At 37.6% G+C, this 24,487-nt stretch carries 17 protein-coding genes; 8 read left to right on the forward strand and 9 right to left on the reverse strand.

Going from position 1 to position 24,487, the window contains the following annotated elements:
* Positions 1–384: 384 nt before the first annotated feature.
* The 4 genes from H4J56_RS13075 (at position 385) to H4J56_RS13090 (ending at position 5,705) form a co-directional block, all read left to right on the forward strand.
* Entirely contained in the window at positions 385–2,205 is a 1,821-nt protein-coding gene (locus H4J56_RS13075) for an acyl-CoA dehydrogenase C-terminal domain-containing protein (RefSeq protein WP_182216149.1), read from the forward strand.
* A gap of 719 nt (positions 2,206–2,924) precedes the next feature.
* Positions 2,925–3,938 (forward strand): M23 family metallopeptidase, encoded by a 1,014-nt coding sequence (locus tag H4J56_RS13080; RefSeq protein WP_182259453.1) that lies wholly within the window; start codon positions 2,925–2,927, stop codon positions 3,936–3,938.
* Positions 3,939–4,376: 438 nt separating this feature from the next.
* Complete coding sequence (locus H4J56_RS13085) at positions 4,377–4,829, forward strand: hypothetical protein (protein ID WP_182216143.1); 453 nt, start codon at positions 4,377–4,379, stop codon at positions 4,827–4,829.
* Positions 4,830–5,453: 624 nt separating this feature from the next.
* Complete coding sequence (locus H4J56_RS13090) at positions 5,454–5,705, forward strand: hypothetical protein (RefSeq protein ID WP_182216141.1); 252 nt, start codon at positions 5,454–5,456, stop codon at positions 5,703–5,705.
* Between the two features lie 213 nt (positions 5,706–5,918).
* On the opposite strand, the gene H4J56_RS13095 is transcribed toward H4J56_RS13090, so the two are convergent.
* Together H4J56_RS13095 and H4J56_RS13100 are read right to left on the reverse strand one after the other, a co-directional pair.
* Positions 5,919–7,322 (reverse strand): hypothetical protein, encoded by a 1,404-nt coding sequence (locus H4J56_RS13095; protein ID WP_182216139.1) that lies wholly within the window; start codon positions 7,320–7,322, stop codon positions 5,919–5,921.
* The gene (locus H4J56_RS13100) at positions 7,322–8,407 is read right to left on the reverse strand and encodes a hypothetical protein (RefSeq protein ID WP_182216137.1); all 1,086 of its coding nucleotides are present in this window, start codon (positions 8,405–8,407) and stop codon (positions 7,322–7,324) included. The genes H4J56_RS13095 and H4J56_RS13100 overlap by 1 nt, the downstream gene beginning before the upstream one ends.
* A 245-nt stretch (positions 8,408–8,652) precedes the next feature.
* Between H4J56_RS13100 and H4J56_RS13105 the strand changes: the two genes are divergently transcribed.
* The gene (locus tag H4J56_RS13105; protein ID WP_182216135.1) at positions 8,653–11,436 is read left to right on the forward strand and encodes an AAA family ATPase; all 2,784 of its coding nucleotides are present in this window, start codon (positions 8,653–8,655) and stop codon (positions 11,434–11,436) included.
* 848 nt (positions 11,437–12,284) lie between these two features.
* On the opposite strand, the gene H4J56_RS13110 is transcribed toward H4J56_RS13105, so the two are convergent.
* The 3 genes from H4J56_RS13110 to fadE form a co-directional block, all read right to left on the reverse strand.
* Positions 12,285–13,652 (reverse strand): aldehyde dehydrogenase family protein, encoded by a 1,368-nt coding sequence (locus H4J56_RS13110; RefSeq protein ID WP_182216133.1) that lies wholly within the window; start codon positions 13,650–13,652, stop codon positions 12,285–12,287.
* Between the two features lie 112 nt (positions 13,653–13,764).
* On the reverse strand, positions 13,765–14,478 hold the full coding sequence (locus tag H4J56_RS13115) for a TetR/AcrR family transcriptional regulator (protein ID WP_070373898.1): 714 nt from the start codon (positions 14,476–14,478) through the stop codon (positions 13,765–13,767).
* Between the two features lie 226 nt (positions 14,479–14,704).
* The gene (gene fadE, locus H4J56_RS13120) at positions 14,705–17,134 is read right to left on the reverse strand and encodes an acyl-CoA dehydrogenase FadE (RefSeq protein ID WP_182251306.1); all 2,430 of its coding nucleotides are present in this window, start codon (positions 17,132–17,134) and stop codon (positions 14,705–14,707) included.
* Between the two features lie 157 nt (positions 17,135–17,291).
* Here fadE and H4J56_RS13125 point away from each other — a divergent pair, with 157 nt between their 5' ends.
* Positions 17,292–18,092 (forward strand): class II glutamine amidotransferase, encoded by an 801-nt coding sequence (locus tag H4J56_RS13125; protein ID WP_182216129.1) that lies wholly within the window; start codon positions 17,292–17,294, stop codon positions 18,090–18,092.
* Here the strand turns inward: H4J56_RS13125 and H4J56_RS13130 are convergent.
* Genes H4J56_RS13130 through purM form a run of 3 tightly spaced genes read right to left on the reverse strand, consistent with a single transcriptional unit; the run spans position 18,089 to position 20,579 of the window.
* Positions 18,089–18,829, reverse strand: coding sequence for a DUF3108 domain-containing protein (locus H4J56_RS13130; protein WP_182216127.1), 741 nt, complete (start codon positions 18,827–18,829; stop codon positions 18,089–18,091). The genes H4J56_RS13125 and H4J56_RS13130 overlap by 4 nt on opposite strands.
* Positions 18,830–18,856: 27 nt before the next feature.
* The gene (gene purN, locus H4J56_RS13135) at positions 18,857–19,528 is read right to left on the reverse strand and encodes a phosphoribosylglycinamide formyltransferase (RefSeq protein WP_259364965.1); all 672 of its coding nucleotides are present in this window, start codon (positions 19,526–19,528) and stop codon (positions 18,857–18,859) included.
* Between the two features lie 4 nt (positions 19,529–19,532).
* Positions 19,533–20,579 carry a phosphoribosylformylglycinamidine cyclo-ligase gene (gene purM, locus H4J56_RS13140; RefSeq protein ID WP_070373894.1) on the reverse strand — a complete coding sequence of 349 codons (1,047 nt, stop codon included), beginning with the start codon at positions 20,577–20,579 and terminating at the stop codon, positions 19,533–19,535.
* A 159-nt stretch (positions 20,580–20,738) separates the two neighbouring features.
* Here purM and H4J56_RS13145 point away from each other — a divergent pair, with 159 nt between their 5' ends.
* Positions 20,739–21,911 (forward strand): DUF2066 domain-containing protein, encoded by a 1,173-nt coding sequence (locus tag H4J56_RS13145; protein WP_182222241.1) that lies wholly within the window; start codon positions 20,739–20,741, stop codon positions 21,909–21,911.
* Entirely contained in the window at positions 21,911–22,627 is a 717-nt protein-coding gene (gene hda / locus H4J56_RS13150) for a DnaA regulatory inactivator Hda (RefSeq protein WP_182169642.1), read from the forward strand. Before H4J56_RS13145 ends, hda begins: the two co-directional genes overlap by 1 nt.
* Here hda and H4J56_RS13155 read toward each other — a convergent pair.
* Positions 22,619–24,469 carry a hypothetical protein gene (locus tag H4J56_RS13155; protein ID WP_182259454.1) on the reverse strand — a complete coding sequence of 617 codons (1,851 nt, stop codon included), beginning with the start codon at positions 24,467–24,469 and terminating at the stop codon, positions 22,619–22,621. The two genes, hda and H4J56_RS13155, sit on opposite strands and share 9 nt — an antisense overlap.
* Positions 24,470–24,487: the final 18 nt, after the last annotated feature.

The raw sequence follows: 24,487 nt of genomic DNA on the forward strand, positions 1-24,487 counted from the left end.
CAAGACCTCAAGACCTCAAGACCTCAAGACCTCAAATTCTATAAAACAAATGACTAAACATATAACCGTTCAATTTGATTTCCTTCCTATATGCGAAGCAGCCTGTTGCAGCGATTGTTGTTATCACGGCTTAAAATACAAGCTACAGAGCTAATATTATTGTTAATATGCTATTTATTTCTTATATAGAAAAGCTTAAATTTTTATTATTAATTAAAATTGCACACACTTATTCCCTTCAATAAATTCAGTTGTCTTCTACACTTAAGTTCTATTTACAAATATATAAATATTTATTAGCAAAAAACAGTGGTATGACCAGTTGGTTTTCTGTTATATTCGAAAGAAGTTAAATAAATAGTTTAAAAAGCACTGGAGAGATACATGCTCAGTTATAAAGCACCGATCACAGACATGAAGTTTTTATTTGAAGATGTCTTTAATTATTATGACCATTATAAGCAGTATCCAGAATTTGAAGAAGCGACACCTGACTTGGTTGATGCGATATTCCAAGAGTGTGCAAAATTCTGTGAAAATGAATTATTACCAATAAATCAAAGTGGCGATAAAGAAGGCTGTACTTTTGATAATGGTAAAGTAACCACGCCTACAGGCTTTAAAGAAGCTTATCAGAAATATGTTGACGGTGGTTGGCAGAGTTTGTCTCACCCTGTTGAACATGGTGGCCAAGGGCTTCCTGCTTCGCTAGGCATGGTAAAGTCAGAGATGATGGGTACGGCAAACTGGTCGTGGGCTATGTATCCTGGTCTAAGCCACGGTGCTATGGATACGGTACAGTTACACGGTACTGAAGAACAGAAGCAGCTTTACTTAACTAAGCTTACCGAAGGTACTTGGACCGGCACTATGTGTTTAACTGAACCACAATGTGGTACAGATTTAGGTCAAGTTAAAACAAAAGCTGAGTTAAACGATGATGGTACATTTAGTATTAGTGGTACTAAAATATTTATTTCAGCTGGTGAGCATGACTTAACTGAAAACATAGTTCATATCGTTTTAGCAAGATTACCCAATGCGCCAAAAGGTACGCGTGGTATCTCATTATTTATTGTTCCTAAGATGCAAGTTGATGAACAAGGTAACATTGGCGAAAGTAACAATGTTGTTTGTGGCTCTATTGAAGATAAAATGGGTATCAAAGGTTCAGCTACCGCTGTTTTAAATTTTGATGGTGCAAAAGGCGTACTTATCGGTAAAGAAAATAAAGGTTTAGAATGTATGTTCACCTTTATGAATACCGCACGTGTTGGTACCGCTTTACAAGGTATCTGTGCTGCAGAACTTGCTTATCAAAACTCGTTAATTTACGCAAAAGAACGATTGTCGATGCGTTCACTTACCGGTGCTAAAAAACCTGAATTAGTTGCTGACCCAATTATTGTTCACCCTGATGTTCGTAAAATGCTAATGACGCAAAAAGCGATCACTGAAGGTGGCCGTGCTATGATTTATTATACGGCGAAGATAGTTGACGACATCCAAATGTTGAAAGATGATAAGCAACGCCGTAAAGCTGATAACCGTTTAGGTTTTATTACGCCAATTCTAAAAGCATTCCTCACTGAACTAGGTTCAGAAAGTGCAAATCATGGCTTACAAATATTTGGTGGTCATGGCTTTATCAAAGAGTGGGGTATGGAGCAAATTGTTCGTGATACACGTATAGCTACTTTGTATGAAGGAACAACGGGTATCCAAGCACTTGATTTATTAGGACGTAAAATCTTATTAAATCGCGGTAAGTATTTAAAACACTTTACCATGGAAGTCTTAGGCTTTTGTAAAGAAAAAAGCATGATTTCAAGTAACCCTCATAAACGTCAGATGAATCAATTTATTTGGCCATTGAGCAAAGCTGTTGCCGGCTGGCAGAAAAACACGTTAAGTTTGTCATTAAAAGCAAAGAAAAACCGCGATGTGGTCGGATCTGCTTCGGTTGACTATTTAATGTATTCTGGTTACATCGTTATGGCTTATTTCTGGGCACAAATGGCGCAGGCGGCTTATGAAAAATTAGCAACTGATGTTGAGAACAGAGACTTCTACCGTGCAAAAATTAAAACCGCAGAGTTTTATTTTGAGCGCATGTTGCCAAGAACTAAATCGTTAGCAATCACCATGATGGCAGACCCTAAAACGTTAATGCAGTTAGACGAAGAGTTGTTGTCATTTTTATAAACACTGACTGTTAAGATAACCACCAATAAAACCTTTTACAGTTTTCTGTAAAAGGTTTTATCATTTTAAATGACCTCTAAAGACCTCTAAATAGCGATAACCCTTTATCTTCATTATGGCAACTTCATGTCATCGAGAAGTATTTTAACTGTCGTATCTCTGAAGTTACCGTGGCTGTTGCTATTTTACTTTTCATCATTAGATGGGATACATTAGAACGACTATCTGTTGGGCTTGTATTTTTATTGGCACACGAACTGGTTAAACTGCGAATAATAGTCGTCGCTCTTTATTTATCCAGCGATTACTAGAAAACGCTATGTGAATAGACATTACAAATGAGGTTATCTCGACAAGTAGGACCATTAGAATCAACACCTTCAGTAGATGATATTTTCGAACCAAATCTATCTTTAGTCAACGGGTTGATGCTCGCTGAGAAATTGTCGAGACTGAAAAGTATTAACGATCACTTTGTGCTCACAGCGGACATTACAGTTATAAATTTAGCGATATATTTTCTAATGAATCATTCCTGTCATATTACTAAGGAGTCTCAGTAATATCCAAGCACTTACAAAAACCAAACACTTTTAGTATCTAAAGGATTGAAATTGTGGGATATTACTCCGAATTAAATTAAGGTTATGGGGCTGACATTACTGAGAAGTATCCATAATAAGCTGTTGACCACGAAATCACTGCCATAAGGAGATGGGATGAAAAAATTTAGACTGATTGTATTGTGTTTACCGGTTGTTCTATTAGCGTTTTCTACGCTATCAGGAATGCTAATGAACTACTTATTTGTATTCCTGCTCTTATCTGCAATAACCATGATAGTGACGTTTATTGTTTCTCTTGTAAAAAAACAGGTTGATTGGGGTTTTTCATATAGAGGGCAAGGATCGGGCATTTACCTTCGTCAGGGTTTTCTAAGGAATGCGACTTGGATTATTATTGGCTATTGTATTTACACAGCAGTTATACCGATTCAATTTTCGTCTACTGATTTTACTGTCATCACAGTCATGATATGGGGTTCAGTGGTTACACTCTGTCTTTTGGATTGGGTGCCTCGGAAACAAATAGGTAAGTCGCTCAATGTTACCCTTTCCATATTTTTGATTTTTTTAATTTATCAGCTCGCCATAATATATTTTCCGGTAAAATCTACTAATAGTATTGTACTGATTCCTCCATTCAAAGGCGATTGGTATGTTTTTCATGGTGGCAATAGTCCGTTAATAAACCATCACCATTTTGTAGGGTCGCAAAAATACGCTATGGATATTTTGGCTCCTGAAGATGGAAAGCTACCATTTGAACAAATAACTGACTTACAGAAATATAAGACGTTTGGTAAATCTCTTTTTTCTCCCGTCGATGGAGTGATCGTATCAATTGAAAATTCACTTCCAGATCAAAAGATAGGTGAGACCGATCGACAAAATATTGCGGGTAATCATGTGGTCATTAAAACAGAAACTGATATATTTATACTAATGGCGCATCTTCAATATAACAGCTTATTAGTAGCTGAAGGAGATAGCGTTAAAATCGGGCAAGAAATCGCAAAGATAGGCAATTCGGGGAACACCTCTCAGCCTCATTTACACATACAAGCAATGACAGCCATAAATTTTATGGACCCGAAAACCAAACCTGTCCCCATATCTTTCAAAATAAGTAAACAAAAACCAGTGTTTTATAAAAGAAATGATATTTTTTAAGTCTATCGGGCTAACAAGTCGTGCAACGCAGCCGATTTTGAGCGTTACCAATACAAAATCTAATCCAAATCAACTTAAAGCCTTCACAGGTTGATGTCAGCTGTGTGGCAAAAGTAATCATAAACCGACTACCCCAATATAGTTCATTTAAAACGACTCTGACCCCTTTTATTTCACTTTATACATAAGCGGTGGTAAGTCAATTCCTGCTAAAAACCTTCCTTTCAAACGATAGCCTTTACTAATATCCCTTTAAATATAGTTAGATTAACACCGTATTGTAATTAAATGACGTAAAAAAAGAACAAAGCACAGCGAAACACAAATAAAATCACGAAATAGTGGTTTTATTACGAAATTTATTTACATTAGAGTTTTAGCTCTATACACTCGTCGGTAATTAAAGCATTCCAAACTTTTTAAATTTCTGAGGTACTTATGAAAACTTTACTTATACCAGCACTTACTGCCATTGTTTCTTTAAACACATTTGCGACAACGTCTAATGTAAAGTTTATCGCAACTGACTATTCAGCTGAAACTCAAGTTTGTCTAGCTGCAGCGCAAAATGGCTTAACTTCAGCAGAAGATAAAGCCAAAGAATTAGGTATTAACTATAGTGGCCTTCAATACATTATCCAATGTAACGGTAAATCATTAATTCAGTTTTCAAAAACGCCTAAAAAAGTAGCTAAAATTGCAGAAATAGAATTAGTTGTAACAAAACCACAATATAAATTTGTTACAACAAATAAAAATAAGGCGTCAAAAATTTGTGCAGATGCGGCGATTAATGGCTTTAACTTCGTTAATGAAAATTACAGTGATGTTAGATACATAGTTTGTAATGGCCAAAACATAGTTCGCTTTGCTAAAAAATACAAAAGCTAATTTTTTTATTTTTTAAATGTGTAATATCGGTTTTGACTTTTATTAACACGTAGTTTGATTGATTCCCCAACCAATTAAACCTTTCGCCTCGCAATTTGCGGGGCTTTTTTTTGTTTAATATTCGTAACCAATAGAAGCATGTTCCACTTAATATAAAAGCAAGTTACTTTATTAAGTGGCTTGGTAGAACTATAAGCTATTCAAGTGGGACAAATTACAGTTGGCAGGTACCGCTCCGCTTCACACCTTAGCCAGCTACAATTTCCCCCTTTACAGGGCGCTATCCATGCAAAAATCTAATCCAAATTAACGTTGCAGATTGAATCCTAATGTCTGTAATGTGGCAACTAGTGACCTTAGAACAATGATCACTGGTAGCTTTGCCCTCACCAAAAGCTAACGTCAAAAAAGTGCGCATCGTTGACGTTAGAGTTTGCTTTGCTAAGTGCAGCTCCAAGACTTAAAGCAGTCGTTAGCATCTTTGATGCCCTTATGACTTCTGCTCCGACATAGCGGTCATTGTTGCCTATGAAAGATGGCACGGCTTACATCGTGATAATTTACGTAAGTTAATTGTGCAATGGTTTAGTAAAGTGTGGGTTATTAATAAAGATAAATTACGCGATGATTTTTGCATTAGATTGCGAGCCAACTTGTGATTTATATGCCATTGAAAATGGTGCTAGTGTAATACAAGTAAAAAATACCATTCAAATATATGCCGCATTATCGGAACAGGTCAAGCATGCAAGTGATAAAGATATTATTCATAAACGCATCAACTTTTTATCTGCTTCCATAGCCCCAAGAGCATGTGGGCTGAAAAGGTTATGCAAGTGTTTTAGTAATCGTTGGATTTTCTACGCTATTTTTTAGTCAAATAGTGTTATCCACCATGACCTATCATTTAGGGTTAGATAATCTTTTTTTAACCTGAGCTTAAACTGAAAGTTTAGCTAAAACCTAACCCTGAACTAGGTTTTTAGTATTTTTGCGGATTTTAAATATGTGTTCTAAAGAAATACAGCCAACCCAATGGTTGGCTGTATTATTCATTTTAAATAAGACCTCTAAAATAATGTATTTTAATTATTGTTTTTCTGAAGAGTTGCTGTCTTTTGAGTCATTACTCTTACTGTCTGCCGATGAACTTTTCGTATTTGTTGGGATTCTTTTGTCTTTTGACTGCTCGAAGCTGTCAAGTGTTGATGCTGTACCTTTTAGATCGCTATTTTCATCTATCAATTTAGCTTTATTCTGTTCTGAGCTCACCCCTGTACTTTTTGTCATTACATCTAAATAGCTTAAATTGTTATTACATTTTTCTATCAAGCTACTGATTTCTGATAACTCTTCCGCTTTTACGTAAAATAAGCGCTTTGCCAATTCGCTAATCTCCCTTTGCATAAAGGCTCGACCTTCGGCAGAGTAATCGTCAAATACTTCGGGCTTTTTCGTATCTAGATACGTTTTTATGACCTCTTCCGTAGGAAGAGAACCAAGAATTAAAGCCAGAATCACAAAACCATCATTTTGGCTAATATATGAATTATCTGGTTTATTTCTAGAAAGCAATAAACCAAGTAATATCCAAGCAGCATCAGCTATTTCAAGATGGTTGTTATCTTGTTTACTATCCTCTTTCTGAAAAGATGTAATACGCATAAGATCTTTATAGAAGTGCTCAAACAATGGCATAGCACGTAATTCCATCAAGCCTATACCAAAGTTTTTTGCACCTAGACTACTAATAATCTCTAATATATTAAAAAACTCGGTGTCTTTACTGACTATATTGATCAAATCTTCTCGTGTTGCTTGGTCTTGAAAATATCGTGAGGCAAAATCTTCATCACGGATCCTTGATTTATCAGAACATGGATTAGTCTTTGAAATAAGGCCTAATACAGAACGATAGACGGAATCTTTAAAAGCCTCTTCAATAGTTTCTATCAGTATTTCAAGCTTTTCTTCAAGCGTCTTTTGAAGTTGATCTGCTATGTCTTCAGGTTTTTTTGTTTGCTTTATTATCGACGTAAAAGCATTATTTAGCGTCAGTGTATTATTTACTCTGCTCACTTCCTTGGTATATAGTAATACCGCGGCACAAGCTCTTTTAGTATCAGTAATAGAGCGGGTTAATTTTGAGTTTAACTCTGAAATACGGTCGACATGTTTTTCCCAAAGGTTAACGTGCTCTCGTATAGAATCATTCTCTTGAATTTTTTTTGCGACACCGGCGATACGAATAGCAACCAATGCCCCGGCAAAACCTAACGCCCATCCACCAAGCGCATCAAAAAGACCAGTACTCTCTTGGGTTAAATAAGGCTGTAGGAGCGATGTAGGTAACAGTTGCCACTTTATCGTCAACCAGAAAAAAGCAAAGGTAACAGCACCAAAAAATAGTGTTAGATATATTAATTCACCAACAGGATTAAACAGCGCCCGCTTGAACATATGAAAGGTGTTTTTTTTGGGAATGCTCGTCATTATATTCCACCTTTGCCCGTCGAACTTTCACTTTGATTTAGAATATTCTCAATAGCTTGTTTTTGTGCTTCAGTTATCCCTTGCATCTTATCTTCAAGTGATTTTAACCAACGGCCTGTTTCTATTTCTTGCTTATAGTTAGCAATTATCTCTTTGAGCTTTTTCTCGCTTTCATTGGGCTCACTTAACATCAAAGAAAATAATTCTTGATAGCTGTCTTCGGTAAATTGTAAAATGAAAGACATAATTCTATGAACTTGGCTTTTGTGTAAAACACCGTCTGCTAGAGGAATATCAATAGAAATTCTTAGTTCACCATCGCTAGGATCAAGTGACATTGACAAAAATTTGTATCTAAATTGAAACCATGCAACCGCCGAAGCAATTAAACTGTATTGGGTTTTATTTAAATCAAATTTATACAAAAAAGGCGTTAAAAAGCGCAATAGCCCTTTGTCTGAATAATCAAGCACAACATTAAAACTAGGATCACCGTTATCGTCTAGGTAATGTTCTGTGTTAAAGCCTAAAACAAACCGTTGTTTATCTTCTTGGTATTTGTATTTATAATCCTTTTCGGTAAAATATTGTTTAAGTACATGTTCTATTGACGGTTTTTCAACTTGTTCCGTTTGAGTGTTTTCTATTGAAGGAACATCAGCATTTTCAACTGTTTGGTACGCGTCAGCCACAACCGTCATTAATAGAGCATCAGCTGTTTCAGCAATGTTTTCAAATTGTGGTGTAAAATCTTCAATATTGGTTTTGGTTGCATCGTAAACCACGGCAAAACCATCAGAATCAATAATAATAACCAAGCCTGACTCTTCATCATTCGTTTGAATTTTATCTTTATTTTGAACGCGTAAAAATTTCTTAGCTAATTCAGATAGTGCATTATCGTTATATAAGTTAAAAAATAAGTGGGCTTTACTTTCACTACCAAATACAGAGATTGACAGTGGTCGCACTTTTTCTTCAGCTTGGCGAGAGATGGTGAAGGGAGATTCTGAGGTCGCAGACCAATCTTCATGTTGTTCTGCGATATCGGCTAGAAGATCAGAGTAAGTTTTTTTTAAATTCATAAATGAATCCTTTCAATAATAAAGTTATGCCATTAGTGACAACAAAATGGTGAATTCCTTTGAGGAATACCAGATGTACAATAAGTATTTCATTTTACTAATAAAAATAACAGCACTAACTTAAAGTATATGATTCTCCCCCTCATTAACAAAGTTTATCGCCGGATAGCAGGCAAGTACTGTTAAACCCCCCAGTTCGTGATAGCATTAATTATGCTTGATATACACGAACAGGGAAGAACCTCGTGAGAACATTACTTTTTTTTACCAAATATATCTCACTCAACGAAAAGAGTGACAAGATAAATCGTGAACACATTTTATCTGCTTTCCAGTGCCTTATACCTTTTTCAATAGATAATAAAAACGAAATATATAAAAAATTTAATAACATGTTGTTACCGGTAGCCCCTACTGTTGAGCTGTTAACGGATAAAAACCGAAGTAATTTACGACAAGGGGTAATAAAAGAGATGATGAAACACCCTGTTATACCTTTTTCTTCACAGGTTTCATCACTACTTGATAAAATTAAACCCATAGCAGCAAGCGATAGCTGGATAAATGATATTGAGTTGTTTAGTTTACCGGATGCTCCTTCTGATTATCGTGATAACCTTAAAGCGCTTGAACAACTTAAAAAAACCTTGCAGGCCGAAGTTTATGGTCAAGAGCACGTTATAGAATATTTAATCGATAGTATGGTTAAAGGATTATGGCAACCTCAACAAAGCCGACCACAAGGCTTGTTCTTTTTTGCGGGGCCTCCAGCTTGTGGCAAAACCTTCTTAGCTGAGCGTTTTGCTCACCACCTAAAAGATGACTATCAATGTAAAGTGTTTGATATGACTCAATATACTAATAGTAACGAAAGTTTTGGCTTGGTAGGAGCAAAGAAAACTTACGATGATTCTGCACCCGGTGATCTCACTGCTTTTGTCAAAAAACACCCTAAATCTGTGATAGTGTTTGACGAATTTGAAAAAGCTCACATACAGGTATTGTTAGCGTTATTACGTATGTTATCTGCCGGTTTTATTACCGACGAATACTCACAAGAAGATATTGATTTTAGGCAAACGATTGTCGTGTTTACTTCTAATTTAGGCAGTGCGGTTTATAACAAGCCAGATTATCTTAGCAGTATTAAGAACAACCCCGAACAAGCGCGTGGGGCGATGATCACACAGTTGCGTAGCGAAATAAAAATTGAACAGGGTAGAGAAGTAAAAGCTATTCCCGCTGAATTACTGTCTAGATTATCGCAAGGTAGTATTGTTTTATTTAAAACACTTGGTGTAGCAGAGCTAACACAGGTAGTAGAAAAACAACTCGCGATTGATCTTAAACACTTCAATGAAAAAAGTCAGATCCAATTTCAACCGGTTAACGACAATACTGTTAGAGTGTTACTAACAACTTTTGCGCCATTTTTTGATATTCGTGATATTAAAGCTAATATAACCGGAAAAGTACTTGATCCGATAACAGACTTTGTTCGATTAAACCCACAAACAGAGTTTAACCAGGTATCTATAGTGCTCGATAATGATATCGCTACCTTGCTTAGGAATGAAACCTGCGAAGCACAAATTCAAGCGTTAAAAATTCGTCACGAAGTTTTATTCTTAGAGTCATCTTGTCATTTAACTGACAAAACTTTAACGCTCACCTTTTCTAAACCAAGTCGTGAGCGATTGCTACACATAGAAGATGTTGGTGAAAGTGGGGGGATTGTGCTGGATATGCCAGAGATCCAATTTGCTGATATTGCCGGTCATGACACCATTAAAGCCCGACTAAAAGAAACTATTAATATTCTCCGTCATAGTGAACAGCTCAGCCAAGCTGGCGTTTCACCACCTAAAGGTATGGTGCTTTTTGGTCCGCCTGGTACCGGAAAAACCACATTAGTTCGCGCATTAGCAAGTGAAGCCGGTTTACCTATGGTTACTTGCTCTGGCAATGAATTGTTATCGGGTAGTTTTATAAAACCTTTATTTCAACGGGTGCGTAAATATGCACCGTGTATTTTATTTATTGACGAAATTGATGCGCTGCCTAAACGAGGTGATGCCGGTCCTAAAGCTGATGCTTTGATAAATCAGCTACTTAACGAAATTGATGGTTTTAATCAAGCCAGTGCACCTGTCTTTATTGTTGCCGCCACTAACCGATTAGAAAAACTTGATGATGCTTTATTGCGCTCAGGAAGACTCGACTTACATGTACATGTACCCTTTTTAGATAAAGATGCCCGTCGTTGGTTTATCAATAAATTTTTACGTTATGAGGGCTATGACGACGCTATCAACGTGGAATTAATCGTCTCGTTGACGGCCGGTTTAAGTGGTGCTGATCTAGAAAAGATTCACCGAGAATCCGTATTACGTGCATTGAGCGAAGGGAATCGTAAAATAGATCAAAGTACTTTAGTTGAAGAAGTTAATATTCTGAAATATGGTGCTAAGCGCTCACTGGACTCTTGTGAAAAAACGCTAGCAGAAACCGCTTATCATGAAGCGGGGCATGCGGTTATTTCTAAATTTTTAATGCCAGAACGAATTATTGAGCAAATTAGTGTCGTACCACGAGAACAATCATTGGGAATGGTGGCATACAGTACAGATCAGCATATAGATTATACCAAGGAATTTTGGTTTTCTCGTACTTGTGTAGCATTAGCAGGTCGAGCAGCTCAGGTTAAGAAATTTGGTGATGAAGGGTTAGATACTGGCGCCAGTAGCGATTTAAAAAATGCCATGTGGTCGGCTTGGTCGGCTATTGCAAAATATGGTATGCATCCCGATAGCTATAATATGGACGTGACCGCATTGCAAGAATGGGGCGGAGATACATATTTTCAAGTACACACCGAAAAACTGATTCAGCAATGGGTGAAAGACGCGACCTTAAAAACCTCACAATTAGTAGAGCAGCATTGGCAGCATATTGACGCTGTAGCGAAGGCTTTGCTTGATAAGGAAGTCTTGTCTGAAATGCAATTTATGGACTTGTTAGCTAAATAATTACCATCCTCGGATGGGCTTATCGAGGCCCGTTATTTAAAGCAAAAATTAAAGCTAAAACACAAACGTAAAGCCTAGAACTCGATCAGATACCTCGGGAATGACTGTGCTTAGCTTAAAATAACCTAAGTGTGAAAATTTGTCGCATTGAGTCACAACGCGATAAAAATGATAATAGGATCATTAAGTTGAGTTGCAAAAATTACGGCTTACTTGGTACTTTGTGACACTTGGTTAATTTTCTACCAATGACACGGTTTAAGCTGCGGCTAATGTAACTGTATATGTAGCTGTTAATTTTAATGTGAATTTTGCGATACCCCAGTAAACACAAGCTGTTCGCATTTTTTTTTATCAACATTTACATAAGTACCAATTACCTTACCAACGACTAAGAGAAAGTTATGGGATCACTTATTAATACTAAAACAGGGTACTTATCATTAGCCACTACAACTGGACTCATAACCGTTAATGAGTGGCATAATACGAATGGCACCTTTGGAGGTCTGCTTCAGGCTCATTGTGACCGCTAGGTATAGTGATTCTACTCTCAATTTATGACCGCTTACTGTCCATCAGCTGTCGTTATGGTACTAAAACCTTAGGTCTTCAAAGTGGCATTAGTGAATATAAGAAAAATTCTTCAATCTCATTTAGTGTCTGAAAATCTAATTAGTCATGTCTATTCACACTATCATCTAATTCGGGTAATTAAACCAGCTAGCTAAACTAGATACGAGCAGATAAAAGCGTTTTTTTTTATTATCTTTAGTGAGTAGATAGATTAAAAATGGTGGCAGAGGATGTAAGATATTTCATCCTCTGAGAAACATTTAGGGAGATTTTTATCGGATGAAACGTAAGAATTTAAGTTTCCATTTTGAATAAGGTGCGAAGCGTACCGGGATATCTTTAATAAAAGGGCGTTTGAGTACTGACTTTAGATGACTAAAATTATCAAAACCGGCTTTGCCACTATATTGGCCAATACCGCTAGGGCCAGTGCCACCAAAAGGTAAGTCAGGTACTGCATTAAACATGATTACATCGTTAATACATTGACTCCCCGAACTTATTTCATTTACCCATTGTGCTACTTGCTCGTTGTTACGGCTAAAGATATAAGCAGAAAGTGGTTTTTCTCTTTGTTTGACAAATGATTTTGCTTGATCAAAATCTTCAATAGTGACGATAGGTAAAATGGCGCCAAAAATTTCTTCTGTCATTAAAGGACTATCTAAAGCGGGATTAATGATAATAGTTGGCGCGATATAGCAGCTTTCAATATCGCTTTCACCGCCAACCATAATTTTACCATCGTTAAAATAAGTGGCTATACGCTGACAATGGCGCTGGTTAATTATACGGCCATAGCTGTCGCTATTTTTTGGGTTTTCACCAAACATAGCGGTTATTTGAGCTTTCAACGCTAGTGTTAATGGCTCAACTAGGTTTTCTTTTACTAATAGATAATCAGGCGCTATGCAGGTTTGCCCTGCATTCATCCACTTGCCCCATGCAATACGCTGTGCTGTTATTGTTAAATCTGCACTTTCATCGACGTAAACAGGACTTTTGCCGCCAAGCTCTAATGTCACTGGCGTTAAGTGCTTTGCGGCTGCGGCCATGACAATACGAGCGACTTGACCATTGCCAGTATACATAATGTGATCAAAGTTTAAGGTAAGTAATGCGGTTGTTTCTGTAACACCGCCTTCAACCACACTAACGGCGTTATTATCTAAATACTTAGGAATAAGTTGGCCAATAAGTGCAGAAATAGCAGGAGCAAGCTCTGAAGGCTTGATGATGGCACAATTACCGGCAGCAATAACGGCAATTAAAGGGGCCAATACTAATTGTAAAGGATAATTCCACGCGCCAATAATTAATACAGTGCCTTGTGGCTCGGGTTTAATAAATGATTTCCCCGGTTGTACCACAATTGGGGTACTAACGCCCCTTGGTTTAGCCCATTTATTGAGGTGTTTGCACGTGTGGTCAACATCACTGGTTATGTATGATATTTCAGTGATCCAAGCTTCTAGAGTCGGTTTTGCAAGGTCATCTTGTAAAGCCTGTAAAATATCTTTTTCGTTTTCAATAACAAGTTTTTTTATAGCTTGTAGTTGCTGTTTACGCCATGAAATATCTCGAGTGACATTAGTATCAAAATACTGACTGTGTTTTGTGAGTAATGCTTGGTAGGGCATATTTAAACCTTATTGTTGTTATTGAGTCTTATAGCTTTATTGGTACGACCAGATATAGAAACAAATTTACAACATTTACAGCTCATCTACAAAACAATCAGATAATTATCTTTTAAGAGGTAAGTGCTAAACTTTTTAAGTTCATTGCATAACCAATGACTCGGCTAACGATGGCTTGAATGTTATCAGTATCTAATTGCTCAACAGGCACATTGATATTGCGGTATTCTATTTGCGTAAAAACCGTCGCAATAATATCAGCATCGATATGTGGGTCATGAGCATTAAAAAATTCGCATAACTTAATAATGGGTTTTAACGAGGCCGCACGGTGTATCTCAGCTAAAGGGGCTAATTTACGGTTTACGCGTACTTCGGTAAAGAGTAATTGTTGAACAGCGAGCTCTACGGGTGAGTCTATTATTCTTTTTACTAAGTATTGGGTCGCCATTATGGCAAGTTTATTACGTAAATTTTCTTTTTCACTTATTTTACGTAAACTTGTTTTATTTACATTGGCGAGTAGTTCAACGGCAGGCTGCCAAGCTAAGCTTGTTTTTGTGGTGATTTGTGAAGAACACAAGGTAAATGCTTGATGAACTAACTCTTGTATATCTTTAAAATAATAGGTGGTAAGAGAGAGTTGAATATTTGCATGACTCGCTATGGCTCGATGAGTCGTGCCTTTTATTCCATTTTTTGCTAATACTTCAATGGCTGATTGTAATATCAGTAAACGTGTTTGTTCACCTTTGCTCCGTCTTTTTACAGTGGGGCTTTCCTTAGTAGAAAACATATTATTTTGTCGTATAATTTTAGTTAACATAAAGTTAACTTATTTTTAATGGTATTTCAATCTAGGCAGGAAAATTATCAGCATTTTTTGTTACAAAAAGTAATAGGTGGGCGCTAGAATTATAAAGTTTGTGAAGACATTAACGATAAAAAAAATGAGTCCAACACGTTTGCTGGGCTCATTTATGATGATAATACGGCTTTAAACACATTGAAACCTACATCCTTGTAGGCGATTTCTATGGCGTGTTGATAAATTAATGACTAGCGGACTGTGCTCTTAATTCGTCAGAGTCAAAGTCATCTACATTGATAGCGACTTTTCTGCCCAATTCAGCCTTGCATAACAACTCGGCTTCTACAGCGTTAATAACATTAACGGCTAAGCCTTTTTTAGCAACTTCATCGAGGGCATAAAAAGGCAGATCTTCACCAATAGCCTGACAAACCTTCTTAAATATTGGTTCACAAGCAATAATGTCATCTAACGTTTGCTCAAGTTGACCTAAAACATTTTCTGGATCTCGGCTTAAATATTGACCTTGTCCTAAGCGTTCTCGAGCTTTACCAGGTGTTTGTAATATCTGTGCAACTTTATGGTCAGTAATATCAGAAGGTTTTTTCAACCATTTACCCACTGGAAAGATCATAGCTCTTAGAAACAGTGCCACTATCTTATTAGGAAAGTTACTGATCAACGCGTCAATAGCTTGCTGTGTTTCATACAAGCTATCTTCAAGTGCCCATTGTACAAGCGGTAGGTCATCTTGCTGACGACCTTCGTCGTTAAAACGCTTTAAGGTTGCCGAAGACAAATACAAATGGCTAAGTACATCACCTAAACGCGCCGAAATTCTCTCTTTGCGCTTCAAATCGCCACCCAGTGTCAGCATCGATATATCTGATAGCATAGCTAAGTTACTACTAAAGCGAGTGAGCAACTGATAGTAACGAGAGGTTTCGTCTCGAAAAGGTGCCTTTAAAATTCTAGCGCCAGTTAATGAAAACCAAAGGCTGCGGACAACATTGCTAATGGCAAAGCCAATATGGCCAAACAAGGCGTGATCGAATTCTTTTAATGCAATAACATCATCAGTTTGGTTTGCTGCGGCTAACTCCGCTAAAACGTAAGGATGACAACGAATAGCTCCCTGTCCGTAAATAATTAAACTACGTGTCAGAATATTTGCGCCTTCAACGGTTATTGCAATCGGAGCACCTTGATAGGCACGAGCAAGGTAGTTACCTTCGCCCATACAAATACCTTTACCGCCGTGAATGTCCATTGCATCGTTAACACAAATACGCATTTTTTCAGTTAAATGATATTTGATAATGGCTGAAATTACCGAAGGTTTCTCACCTAAATCGATAGCACCTGTAGACATGGTAGTTACCGCATCCATTAAATAAGCATTGCCACCAATGCGAGCAAGGGGTTCTTCAATACCTTCCATTTTACCGATAGGGATCTTGAACTGACGACGAATTCTACTGTAAGCACCTGTAGCAAGTGCAAGTGACTTTATACCACCAGCACTATTAGAAGGAAGTGTAATAGCACGCCCAACAGACAAACACTCCATAAGCATGCGCCAGCCCTGACCTGCCATTTCTGCGCCACCAATAATATAGTCAAGCGGCACAAAGACACCATTACCTTGTGTTGGACCATTTTGAAAAGGAACATTAAGTGGGAAATGACGACGGCCAGTGATAACACCCTCTAAGTCTGTAGGGATCAATGCACAGGTAATGCCTAAATCAACCGTTTCACCCAGTAAATGGTCAGGGTCTTTTAGTTTAAAAGCCAAACCTAGTACTGTGGCAATGGGCGCTAGCGTAATGTAACGTTTGTCCCAAGTTAATCTCATACCAAGCACTTCTTTACCTTCAAACTCACCGTGACAAATAATGCCTTCATCGGGGATCGCACCAGCATCTGAACCGGCTTCCGGACTAGTCAACGCAAAGCAGGGAATTTCATCACCAACCGCTAAACGAGGAAGGTAATGGTCTTGCTGCTCTTTTGTGCCATAAAGTTGTAATAATTCACCTGGGCCTAAAGAATTAGGAACTCCAACGGTGCTTGCTAGTACGGCACTCACCCCTGATAATTTTTGTAAAACTCGTGACTGTGCATAGGCACAAAACTCTAAGCCGCCATATTTCTTTTTGATAATCATTGCGAAGAATTTATTATCTTTCAAAAACTGCCAAACTTCTGGTGATAAATCAGCATCGACATGAGTCGTTTGCCAATCATTGGTCATTTTACAAACTTCTTCTACGGGACCATTTAAGAAACTTTGCTCTTCAACGCTTAAGCGGGGTGTTTCATAGTTATGCAGTTTTTTCCAATCAGGGTTACCACGAAATAGCTCTGCTTCAAACCATGTAGTACCAGCGTCGATAGCCTCTTGCTCAGTTCTCGACATTTGCGGCATGATAGATCTGAACATTTTTAGTAAAGGGTGAGTAATATACTGTTTTCTAAAGTCAGATATATTCAAGGGCAATGCAATGATTGCAAATATTATCCAACTGAAAAATGACAGTGCATCAAAGATAGTACCTACCGCCATTAATGCGGCAAAACTTAAGGTAAAAGTTGAGAGCGCGGCACGGGTGTATGCCATGAAGCCGGTTAAAATAACGGCATAAATGAACCATGTAAATTGTTCCATTAATTTTCCTTTTAAAAAATAAAAACCTAAAGATAAAAATAAAGAGGTCTGACCATGTATTTAGCTTAAATCTATGTACAATAAATTACAAATATATTTATCGTTGTAACCTTATTTATAGGATAATAACGTTAATTATCTATTCGGAAATTAATTTATGTGTGAATTACTGGCAATGAGTGCGAACGTCCCCACTGACATTTGCTTTAGCTTTAGTGGTTTAATGCAGCGTGGTGGAAATACTGGGCCGCATAAGGATGGTTGGGGCATTACTTTTTATGAGGGTAAAGGCTGTCGAAGTTTTAAAGACCCTTTACCAAGTTCACAATCACCGATTGCCGAGTTAGTCACCAATTATCCAATAAAAAGTGAAGCGGTTATTTGTCATATTCGACAAGCAAACTCTGGCGGTATTTCTTTGGAGAATACTCATCCTTTTACCCGTCAAATGTGGGGAAGAAATTGGACTTATGCACATAATGGACAATTGAAGAATGTCCAGGTTGAACTGCCTGTTAAATTACACATTCCTGTTGGCGCTACCGACAGCGAACACGCGTTCTGTTGGATCTTAGACCAACTTCATTTTAAGTTTGCGGATAAAGAACCAGCAGCAACGGTACTCTTTAAATTTATCGCCGAGTTGAGTGTCAAAATAAATGCGCTGGGTGTATTTAATGTCAATATCACCAATGGCCAGTATTTATTTGCTTATTGTGCAAATAACCTACATTGGATAACACGTAGAGCGCCGTTTGGTAAAGCCAGTTTGATTGATGCTGAAGTAGTTATTAATTTCACCGAAGAAACCACAGAAAATGATGTAGTTACGGTTATCGCCACTCAGCCATTAACGGATAATGAAACTTGGCACAAAATGACCAAAGGGCAGTGGCACTTATTTTGTCTGGGTGAGTCTATTGCTTCAGGGCAAGAAGTGTTGAAGGTTGAATATTAATGTTCTTCAAGTGAAGTCAATTGTGCATCAAACTGTTCAACATCAGATTTTATTTGTTGTATTTTAACCAACAAGTAATTTAACTCTGGAGCGAACCAAGCGTAGGTGATTTTTTTCTTTTCAATGACTTCTCTTTTTAATCTAACCGCTTTTATCATACCAAAAGGCAGCATTAATTCATCTTCACCATCATACTGGTAAACATAATTTTTAACTTTACCCGAATGATTCATCACCGGATACACAAAAAGTTTTTGCTCAGGATTTTTAATTAAATTTAAACGATTCTGCAAGTGATAGCTGAGTGAGTCTTGAATATTGACAGGAAAATCAATATTAACCTCTGAATTGTCTTTGAGGTTCTTCGCAATATTATTCTGAATATTGAACTGCCAAGCATATTCTTTATCAGGTCCGGTGCCGTCTCGTTGGAAATTATATTGCTGAGGTGTCACCTTATGGTGATCGAGTTTAACGAGTGATACTTCTTGACGGTTATCTGAAAATATTAACCATTCAATATCTGTTTTATAACTATATTTAGCTTGTTCAGGTGTTAAGTATTCTAACGTTCTTGTCGCACTACCTAAAATATCAGCAGAACGTATCAAATTATATTTAGCAGTAAAAGGCTGAATAACATGTTGCTCTGCTTGAGTGGTTTTTGCTTCATTGGCGAAAACTAAACTACTCTGTGAGGCTAATACTAGAGCAATACAACATAATTTATTCAGCATTTAATTACCTATCATTTAATATTTTATTTATTCACTCGCATAGCCAGAAGCAGGGAGCGCTTTACCTTCAAAAAGTACAGTATCATTGTGCATAGAAATGCGCTGATTACAACACCATTTTACCACTAAGGGATAAATTCTATGTTCCTGTTCGTGAACTCTTAGCGCAAGTTCCTCAGCGGTATCACCGGCAAAAATAGGTACTTTCGCTTGTAATATTACTGGGCCACCATCAAGTTCTTCTGTAACATAATGTACACTAACACCATGGTCAGTATCACCGGCATCAATCGCCCGTTGATGGGTATGTAGACCTTGATACTTAGGTAATAAAGAGGGATGAATATTGATTAACTTACCTTGGTAGTGTTGCACAAACTCAGGTGTTAATATTCTCATAAAACCAGCCAGAACAACAACATCAGCTTGGTATAAATCAATTTGCTTGATCAACGCTTGGTCGTAAATTTCTCTACTGCTAAAATCTTTATGAGAAAGTACGCAATGGGCTATGCCAGCGTTTTTAGCGCGAGTTAAGCCGAATACATCGGCTTTATTTGAAATAACCCCAACCACTTTTCCTGGATAATCTGCAGCTTTACAGGCGTCTATAATCGCCTGTAAATTAGTGCCGCCACCAGAGATTAGCACAACAATATTGCTGGTTAAATTATTGTCTTGCATGTTACTTGATGGCATAGAATTAACCTTTATTAATCACAACTTGTTCAGCGCCTGCTTGCATATCAGCGATTTCACCAATGTGCCATGCATTCTCACCGTGAGCCGATAAAATTTCAATACTTTTTGCAAGGTCAGCAGCAGGTACAACAATGATCATCCCAACACCGCAGTTGAAGGTACGGTACATTTCGTGGGTAGTAATGTTGCCATTATCTTGCAACCAGTTAAAGATCGCTGGCCACTCCCAGCTGTTACCGTCAATAATGGCTTGAGCGCTTTCTGGTAATACACGAGGAATATTTTCCCAAAAACCACCGCCAGTGATATGTGATAAGGCATGGATGTCAACTTGCTTATGTAATTCTAAAACAGATTTAACATAAATTTTAGTCGGCTCAATTAAATGATCACCGATTGACTTACCATTTAATAATTCGTTGGTATCAGTCTTATTAACTTCTAATACTTTACGAATTAATGAAAAGCCGTTTGAATGCGCGCCAGAAGAAGCTAAGGCAATTAATTGGTCGCCTGATGCTACTTTTGTACCGTCAATTAAACGGGATTTTTCAGCGATACCGACACAAAAACCAGCGATGTCGTAATCACCCTTGTGATACATACCTGGCATTTCAGCGGTTTCGCCGCCAACTAAAGCACAGTTTGATAATACACAACCATCAGCAATACCAGCAACAACTGCCGAAGCAACATCTACATCAAGTTTGTCTGTCGCGTAATAATCTAAAAAGAACAAAGGTTCAGCACCCTGAACGATTAAATCATTGACACACATAGCCACTAAATCAATACCTACGGTATCGTGCTTGTTTAAATCAATTGCTAAGCGTAGTTTTGTACCTACGCCATCTGTTCCCGCAACCATTACAGGTTCTTTATAACCGGTTGGTAATTGGCATACTGAGCCAAAACCACCTAAGCCACTCATCACTTCAGGACGAGTTGTACGTTTTACTGCACCTTTAATGTTTTCTACTAGGGCGTTACCTGCATCTATATCAACGCCAGCATCTTTATAGCTTAGAGACTGTTTTTGTTCGCTCACGGGGGAAACCTCAATTAATTAGCATAAGAACTTTAATGGCGCATTCTACCAGCGCAATGGCGTGGTGAAAATCTTTATAATAAATTATTTTTTATTAGTGTTTAAAATGATTAACACTATGATAAGATCTTATACATAAAAATAATCAACTTAAAAAATATGCTTAGATATCTTATTGTATTAGTTGTTGTTTTAAGTAATTTCTTTGCTTCAATGACCGCTTTGGCTGTTGAAGTTAAAAACTTATACAACGCAAAGGTTATCGTTAACTCACAAACCGACTCAGAGCGAAAGCTCGCCTTGCAACAAGCAATGAGCGCGGTGGTGCTTAAAGTGGGGGGACAACAAGCGCTGTTGTCCAACTCAACCATAAAAAGTGGCCTTAGAAATGTCAGTGGCTATGTTGTAAAATACCGTTATCAACGTAATGCTGAGCAGACTGAGCTTTTAGTTACTTTTGACGAAAGCAAAATTAATCAGTTGTTTGAAGATGCCAACGCCCCAATTTGGGGAAGTTTACGGCCACAAATTTTATTGTGGCTCGTTGAAGAGAATGGTTTACGCCGTACGACTATTTCTAATGCAAGCCACTCGTCTTTTTCCAATAATGCAACACCACAAGTGAGTTACAATTTACCTAATAGTGTCGAACAATTTTCAGCGTTAAGGGGCTTACCTATTTTAATGCCCTTAATGGACTTAACCGATGTAAATACCATCTCTACTTTTGATGTTTGGGGACGCTTTGCCAAACAAGTACAAATGGCATCACTGCGCTATAATCCAGAATCTATAATAATTATTCGTTTATCAAACAGTAGTTTATTACCTCAACAAGAAAGTGATGAACAGGTTGATGATTGTTTTTTATGCCAAAAAGAACGTCAACAATACGCACTAGACTGGAGTTTTATCGCCGATGCCCAAGGCTACAATCGCGATACAATCACCGGACAAATCTTTGGTGAAATCAGCTACGGTGACGCTCCTGACCAGTTATTAAAAACTGCGCTTTCTCTTATTAGTGATATAATTTATCAAAAATATGCTTTAAATAGTGATATTGATAACAATTATATTATTGATGTTGCCAATATATCATCACTAAAAAGCTTTATTGAATTAGAGCGATTTCTTGAACAATTATCATCAGTTAAATCGGTAAAATTACTCAGCGCTTCGGGGAAAAATCGCCGTTTTGAATTGGTTTTAAAAAGTTCAGGACAAGCCTTTCTCGCTTCATTAAAGCTGAATAAGCAATTAGACCTTTTTGATGACCCGCTTGCCGAAAAAGTGGTCGGTGCTGTCCCTGTTTTTTATTGGAAACCCTAGTGAAAGTCACTTCTCAATTAACCTTGTCAGTTCAATTACCCGATGATGAAACGTTTTCAAGTTTCCAAAGTATTGCTAATTATTCGGCAACTGAGCAGTTAAAGTCGTTTATTAAAGCCAGTCAACATTCGGTAGAGTCTGCGCACGTCAATAGTTTTTACTTATTCGGCTTGTCAGGTGTTGGTAAATCACATTTACTTCATGCCAGTTGTACTTTTGCTGAGAAATTAGGTCTATCATCCGTTTGTTTATCTTTTTCTGAATTAAAACAGTTGTCGGTTGAAGTACTTGATGGTTTAGAAAATATTGATTTGATTTGCTTAGATGATGTGCAATTAATTGCTGGGGACAAGCTTTGGCAACAAGCGGTCTTTGATTTATTTAACCGTGTTATTGAGCATAATAAACGCTTGATTATTACTGGAGATCAAAGTGTTTCACAATTGAAACTTGGCTTAGCCGATTTAGTCTCTCGATTATCTTGGGGAATGACAGAGCAAATCAAACCCCTAGATGATGAAGAAAAGTTAATCGCCTTAAAATTTAGAGCGCAACAACGAGGTTTATTATTAAGTGATGAAGTGGCTAAATACTTACTGAGTCACTTATCACGTGAAATGAGTCACTTGATCTTAGCTTTAGCCGAGCTTGACGAAGCATCAATAAGAGAACAACGAAAAATCACCATCCCATTTATTAAAGCTATTTTATTTTAAAGGGCTGGGCTTTTCATAAAACTCATACTGAATAAAGCGTCTATCTTTGGGTTGAGCAGAAACGTTTTGCAATCCTGCTTGCTCTTTGTTAACGGGGCTTATATTTAAGTTATTAGCCCAACTTTCACCAGCGTTCATCATGATTGGACTCGGTAAATTATTTACTAAGTTTTCAATGTCACTTACTTCCGGCAATATATGACTTACGGCATATAATACTCGAGGTTTAATATTTTCATCGCCAATACGGCCGCGCTGTCCCCAATTAACGATATAATTTTCATTCGCAATTTTAGGGGCGTTAGTTATAGCGACATCTCGACTAATATCAAAGCGAGTTTTCATCATAAAACCATCAAAAAGCATAGCGTAATCTTCGCGAATACTTGAGTAATTATAAAACTGAGGCGCAGCTTCGCCACTAAAAAACGTTTTAATATCGCTGGGTTGATAAGCGTTTTGTGTTTTTGATGCGTCAACCCCCTGAAAACGTACCTGAGCTAAGGCGTACATTTCCTCACCCAGTAAGGGAAGGGTGTTGTTTAGCTGATCAGATTTAAAGCCACTATTATCTGCTATCTGTTGTGCGGCTGATAATATTGTTTGGTCTGGGTTTAAAGCTGACCAACTAGTGCTCGGGAAAATGTCGTTGGCATGGGCAAGTTCGTGGTACATCAAAGACGTTAAACTGTATAAAACATCGTTAGGTTGGCGAGTAACCCGGTCATTTTCAGATATAAAAGTAGTGGTGTAATTATTATTTTTTACATAACGCCAAGGCATAGCAAAATTAAGATCTCCACCAAAGGACGCTCTATAGTCAGGTGCTTGATTTATGGTATCTCGCTCATCAGGGGTCAACCAAAAATAATTAGCATCTAAGTGAATCGCGCCACTGACCACCCAGTAATATGAGGGTCTAATGTCATAAGAAATTACAATGGCAGTATTTGCTCTTAGTAAATTTTTGAAATCATTGTAGGGGTCATAATTTTCAAGGAATTCTCGAAATCTTTTTCCCATCCAATAATGAGAAACGATCACTCGGTCCATTATGTCATCAACCGTTGGTGTGGTCGTATCATGTGCAATTAATGGTAAGGTATTAAATGCACATGTTCGCGCAAAGTTAATTTTATTACTATAAACACAATCGACGAGTACATCGGCATAAGACGAGTTTGCAACAAAGGGGAATACCCGTGCTAAACGCTCAGTATAAGCGGTATTATCTGAAGTTGGGACAGGTTCAGCATTTTCAATAAGTACCGCTACTTTGTCAGAATAGCTCCCTGAGGATACGGTGAATTCTACTACCGTATCCCTAGTAACTTCCGGCGCATTAAAGAATACTGCATAATCACCCTGGGTATTTTCAGCCGTAAAATTGACCTCTGGACCGGCAGTTTGTTGCCAAACTAAACTATCGCTTAAAAGCTTATTTGTTAACGAAGCGCGCAATGACACTTTACTACCTTCTAGAGCAGCATGACCCAGACGCGCAGAAATCTCTCCTTGTTCATTGGTTACACTAAGAGAGTGGTTAAGTGACTCTCTGCTACCATCTTCTAGTGTAAATGAAACATTAAAACTATATGCGCCTGCGGTGTTAGGTGTGAAAGCGATAACCTTGCTGGTGTAGGCCAAGAACACCACTGGCTCGCCAGTCGTCTGCGTCCAAATAATGTCAGTCACCTTACTCGAGGGAGCGAGTAAAACTAATTCGACCGCCTGAGAAATTTTCACTTCATCGTCGACGGTGATAATTTTAGTGACCTCACCATTATTGTTACAAGCAAATAAAATAGGTATTAGCAGTAATATATGCAGAATGTTTTTCATTTTCAGCCCTTAACTATA

Source organism: Colwellia sp. BRX8-4 (genome assembly GCF_014077345.1).
Lineage (GTDB): Bacteria > Pseudomonadota > Gammaproteobacteria > Enterobacterales > Alteromonadaceae > Colwellia_A.

Coding starts and splice junctions, on each gene's coding strand:
- H4J56_RS13090 (WP_182216141.1), top strand. CDS start 5,454: ATGATTTTTGCATTAGATTGCGAGCCAACTTGTGATTTATATGCCATT.
- H4J56_RS13095 (WP_182216139.1), bottom strand. CDS start 7,322: ATGACGAGCATTCCCAAAAAAAACACCTTTCATATGTTCAAGCGGGCG.
- H4J56_RS13085 (WP_182216143.1), top strand. CDS start 4,377: ATGAAAACTTTACTTATACCAGCACTTACTGCCATTGTTTCTTTAAAC.
- H4J56_RS13155 (WP_182259454.1), bottom strand. CDS start 24,469: ATGAAAAACATTCTGCATATATTACTGCTAATACCTATTTTATTTGCT.
- H4J56_RS13115 (WP_070373898.1), bottom strand. CDS start 14,478: ATGTTAACTAAAATTATACGACAAAATAATATGTTTTCTACTAAGGAA.
- H4J56_RS13080 (WP_182259453.1), top strand. CDS start 2,925: ATGAAAAAATTTAGACTGATTGTATTGTGTTTACCGGTTGTTCTATTA.
- H4J56_RS13145 (WP_182222241.1), top strand. CDS start 20,739: ATGCTTAGATATCTTATTGTATTAGTTGTTGTTTTAAGTAATTTCTTT.
- H4J56_RS13110 (WP_182216133.1), bottom strand. CDS start 13,652: ATGCCCTACCAAGCATTACTCACAAAACACAGTCAGTATTTTGATACT.
- fadE (WP_182251306.1), bottom strand. CDS start 17,134: ATGGAACAATTTACATGGTTCATTTATGCCGTTATTTTAACCGGCTTC.
- H4J56_RS13100 (WP_182216137.1), bottom strand. CDS start 8,407: ATGAATTTAAAAAAAACTTACTCTGATCTTCTAGCCGATATCGCAGAA.
- H4J56_RS13130 (WP_182216127.1), bottom strand. CDS start 18,829: ATGCTGAATAAATTATGTTGTATTGCTCTAGTATTAGCCTCACAGAGT.
- H4J56_RS13075 (WP_182216149.1), top strand. CDS start 385: ATGCTCAGTTATAAAGCACCGATCACAGACATGAAGTTTTTATTTGAA.
- H4J56_RS13125 (WP_182216129.1), top strand. CDS start 17,292: ATGTGTGAATTACTGGCAATGAGTGCGAACGTCCCCACTGACATTTGC.
- purN (WP_259364965.1), bottom strand. CDS start 19,528: ATGCCATCAAGTAACATGCAAGACAATAATTTAACCAGCAATATTGTT.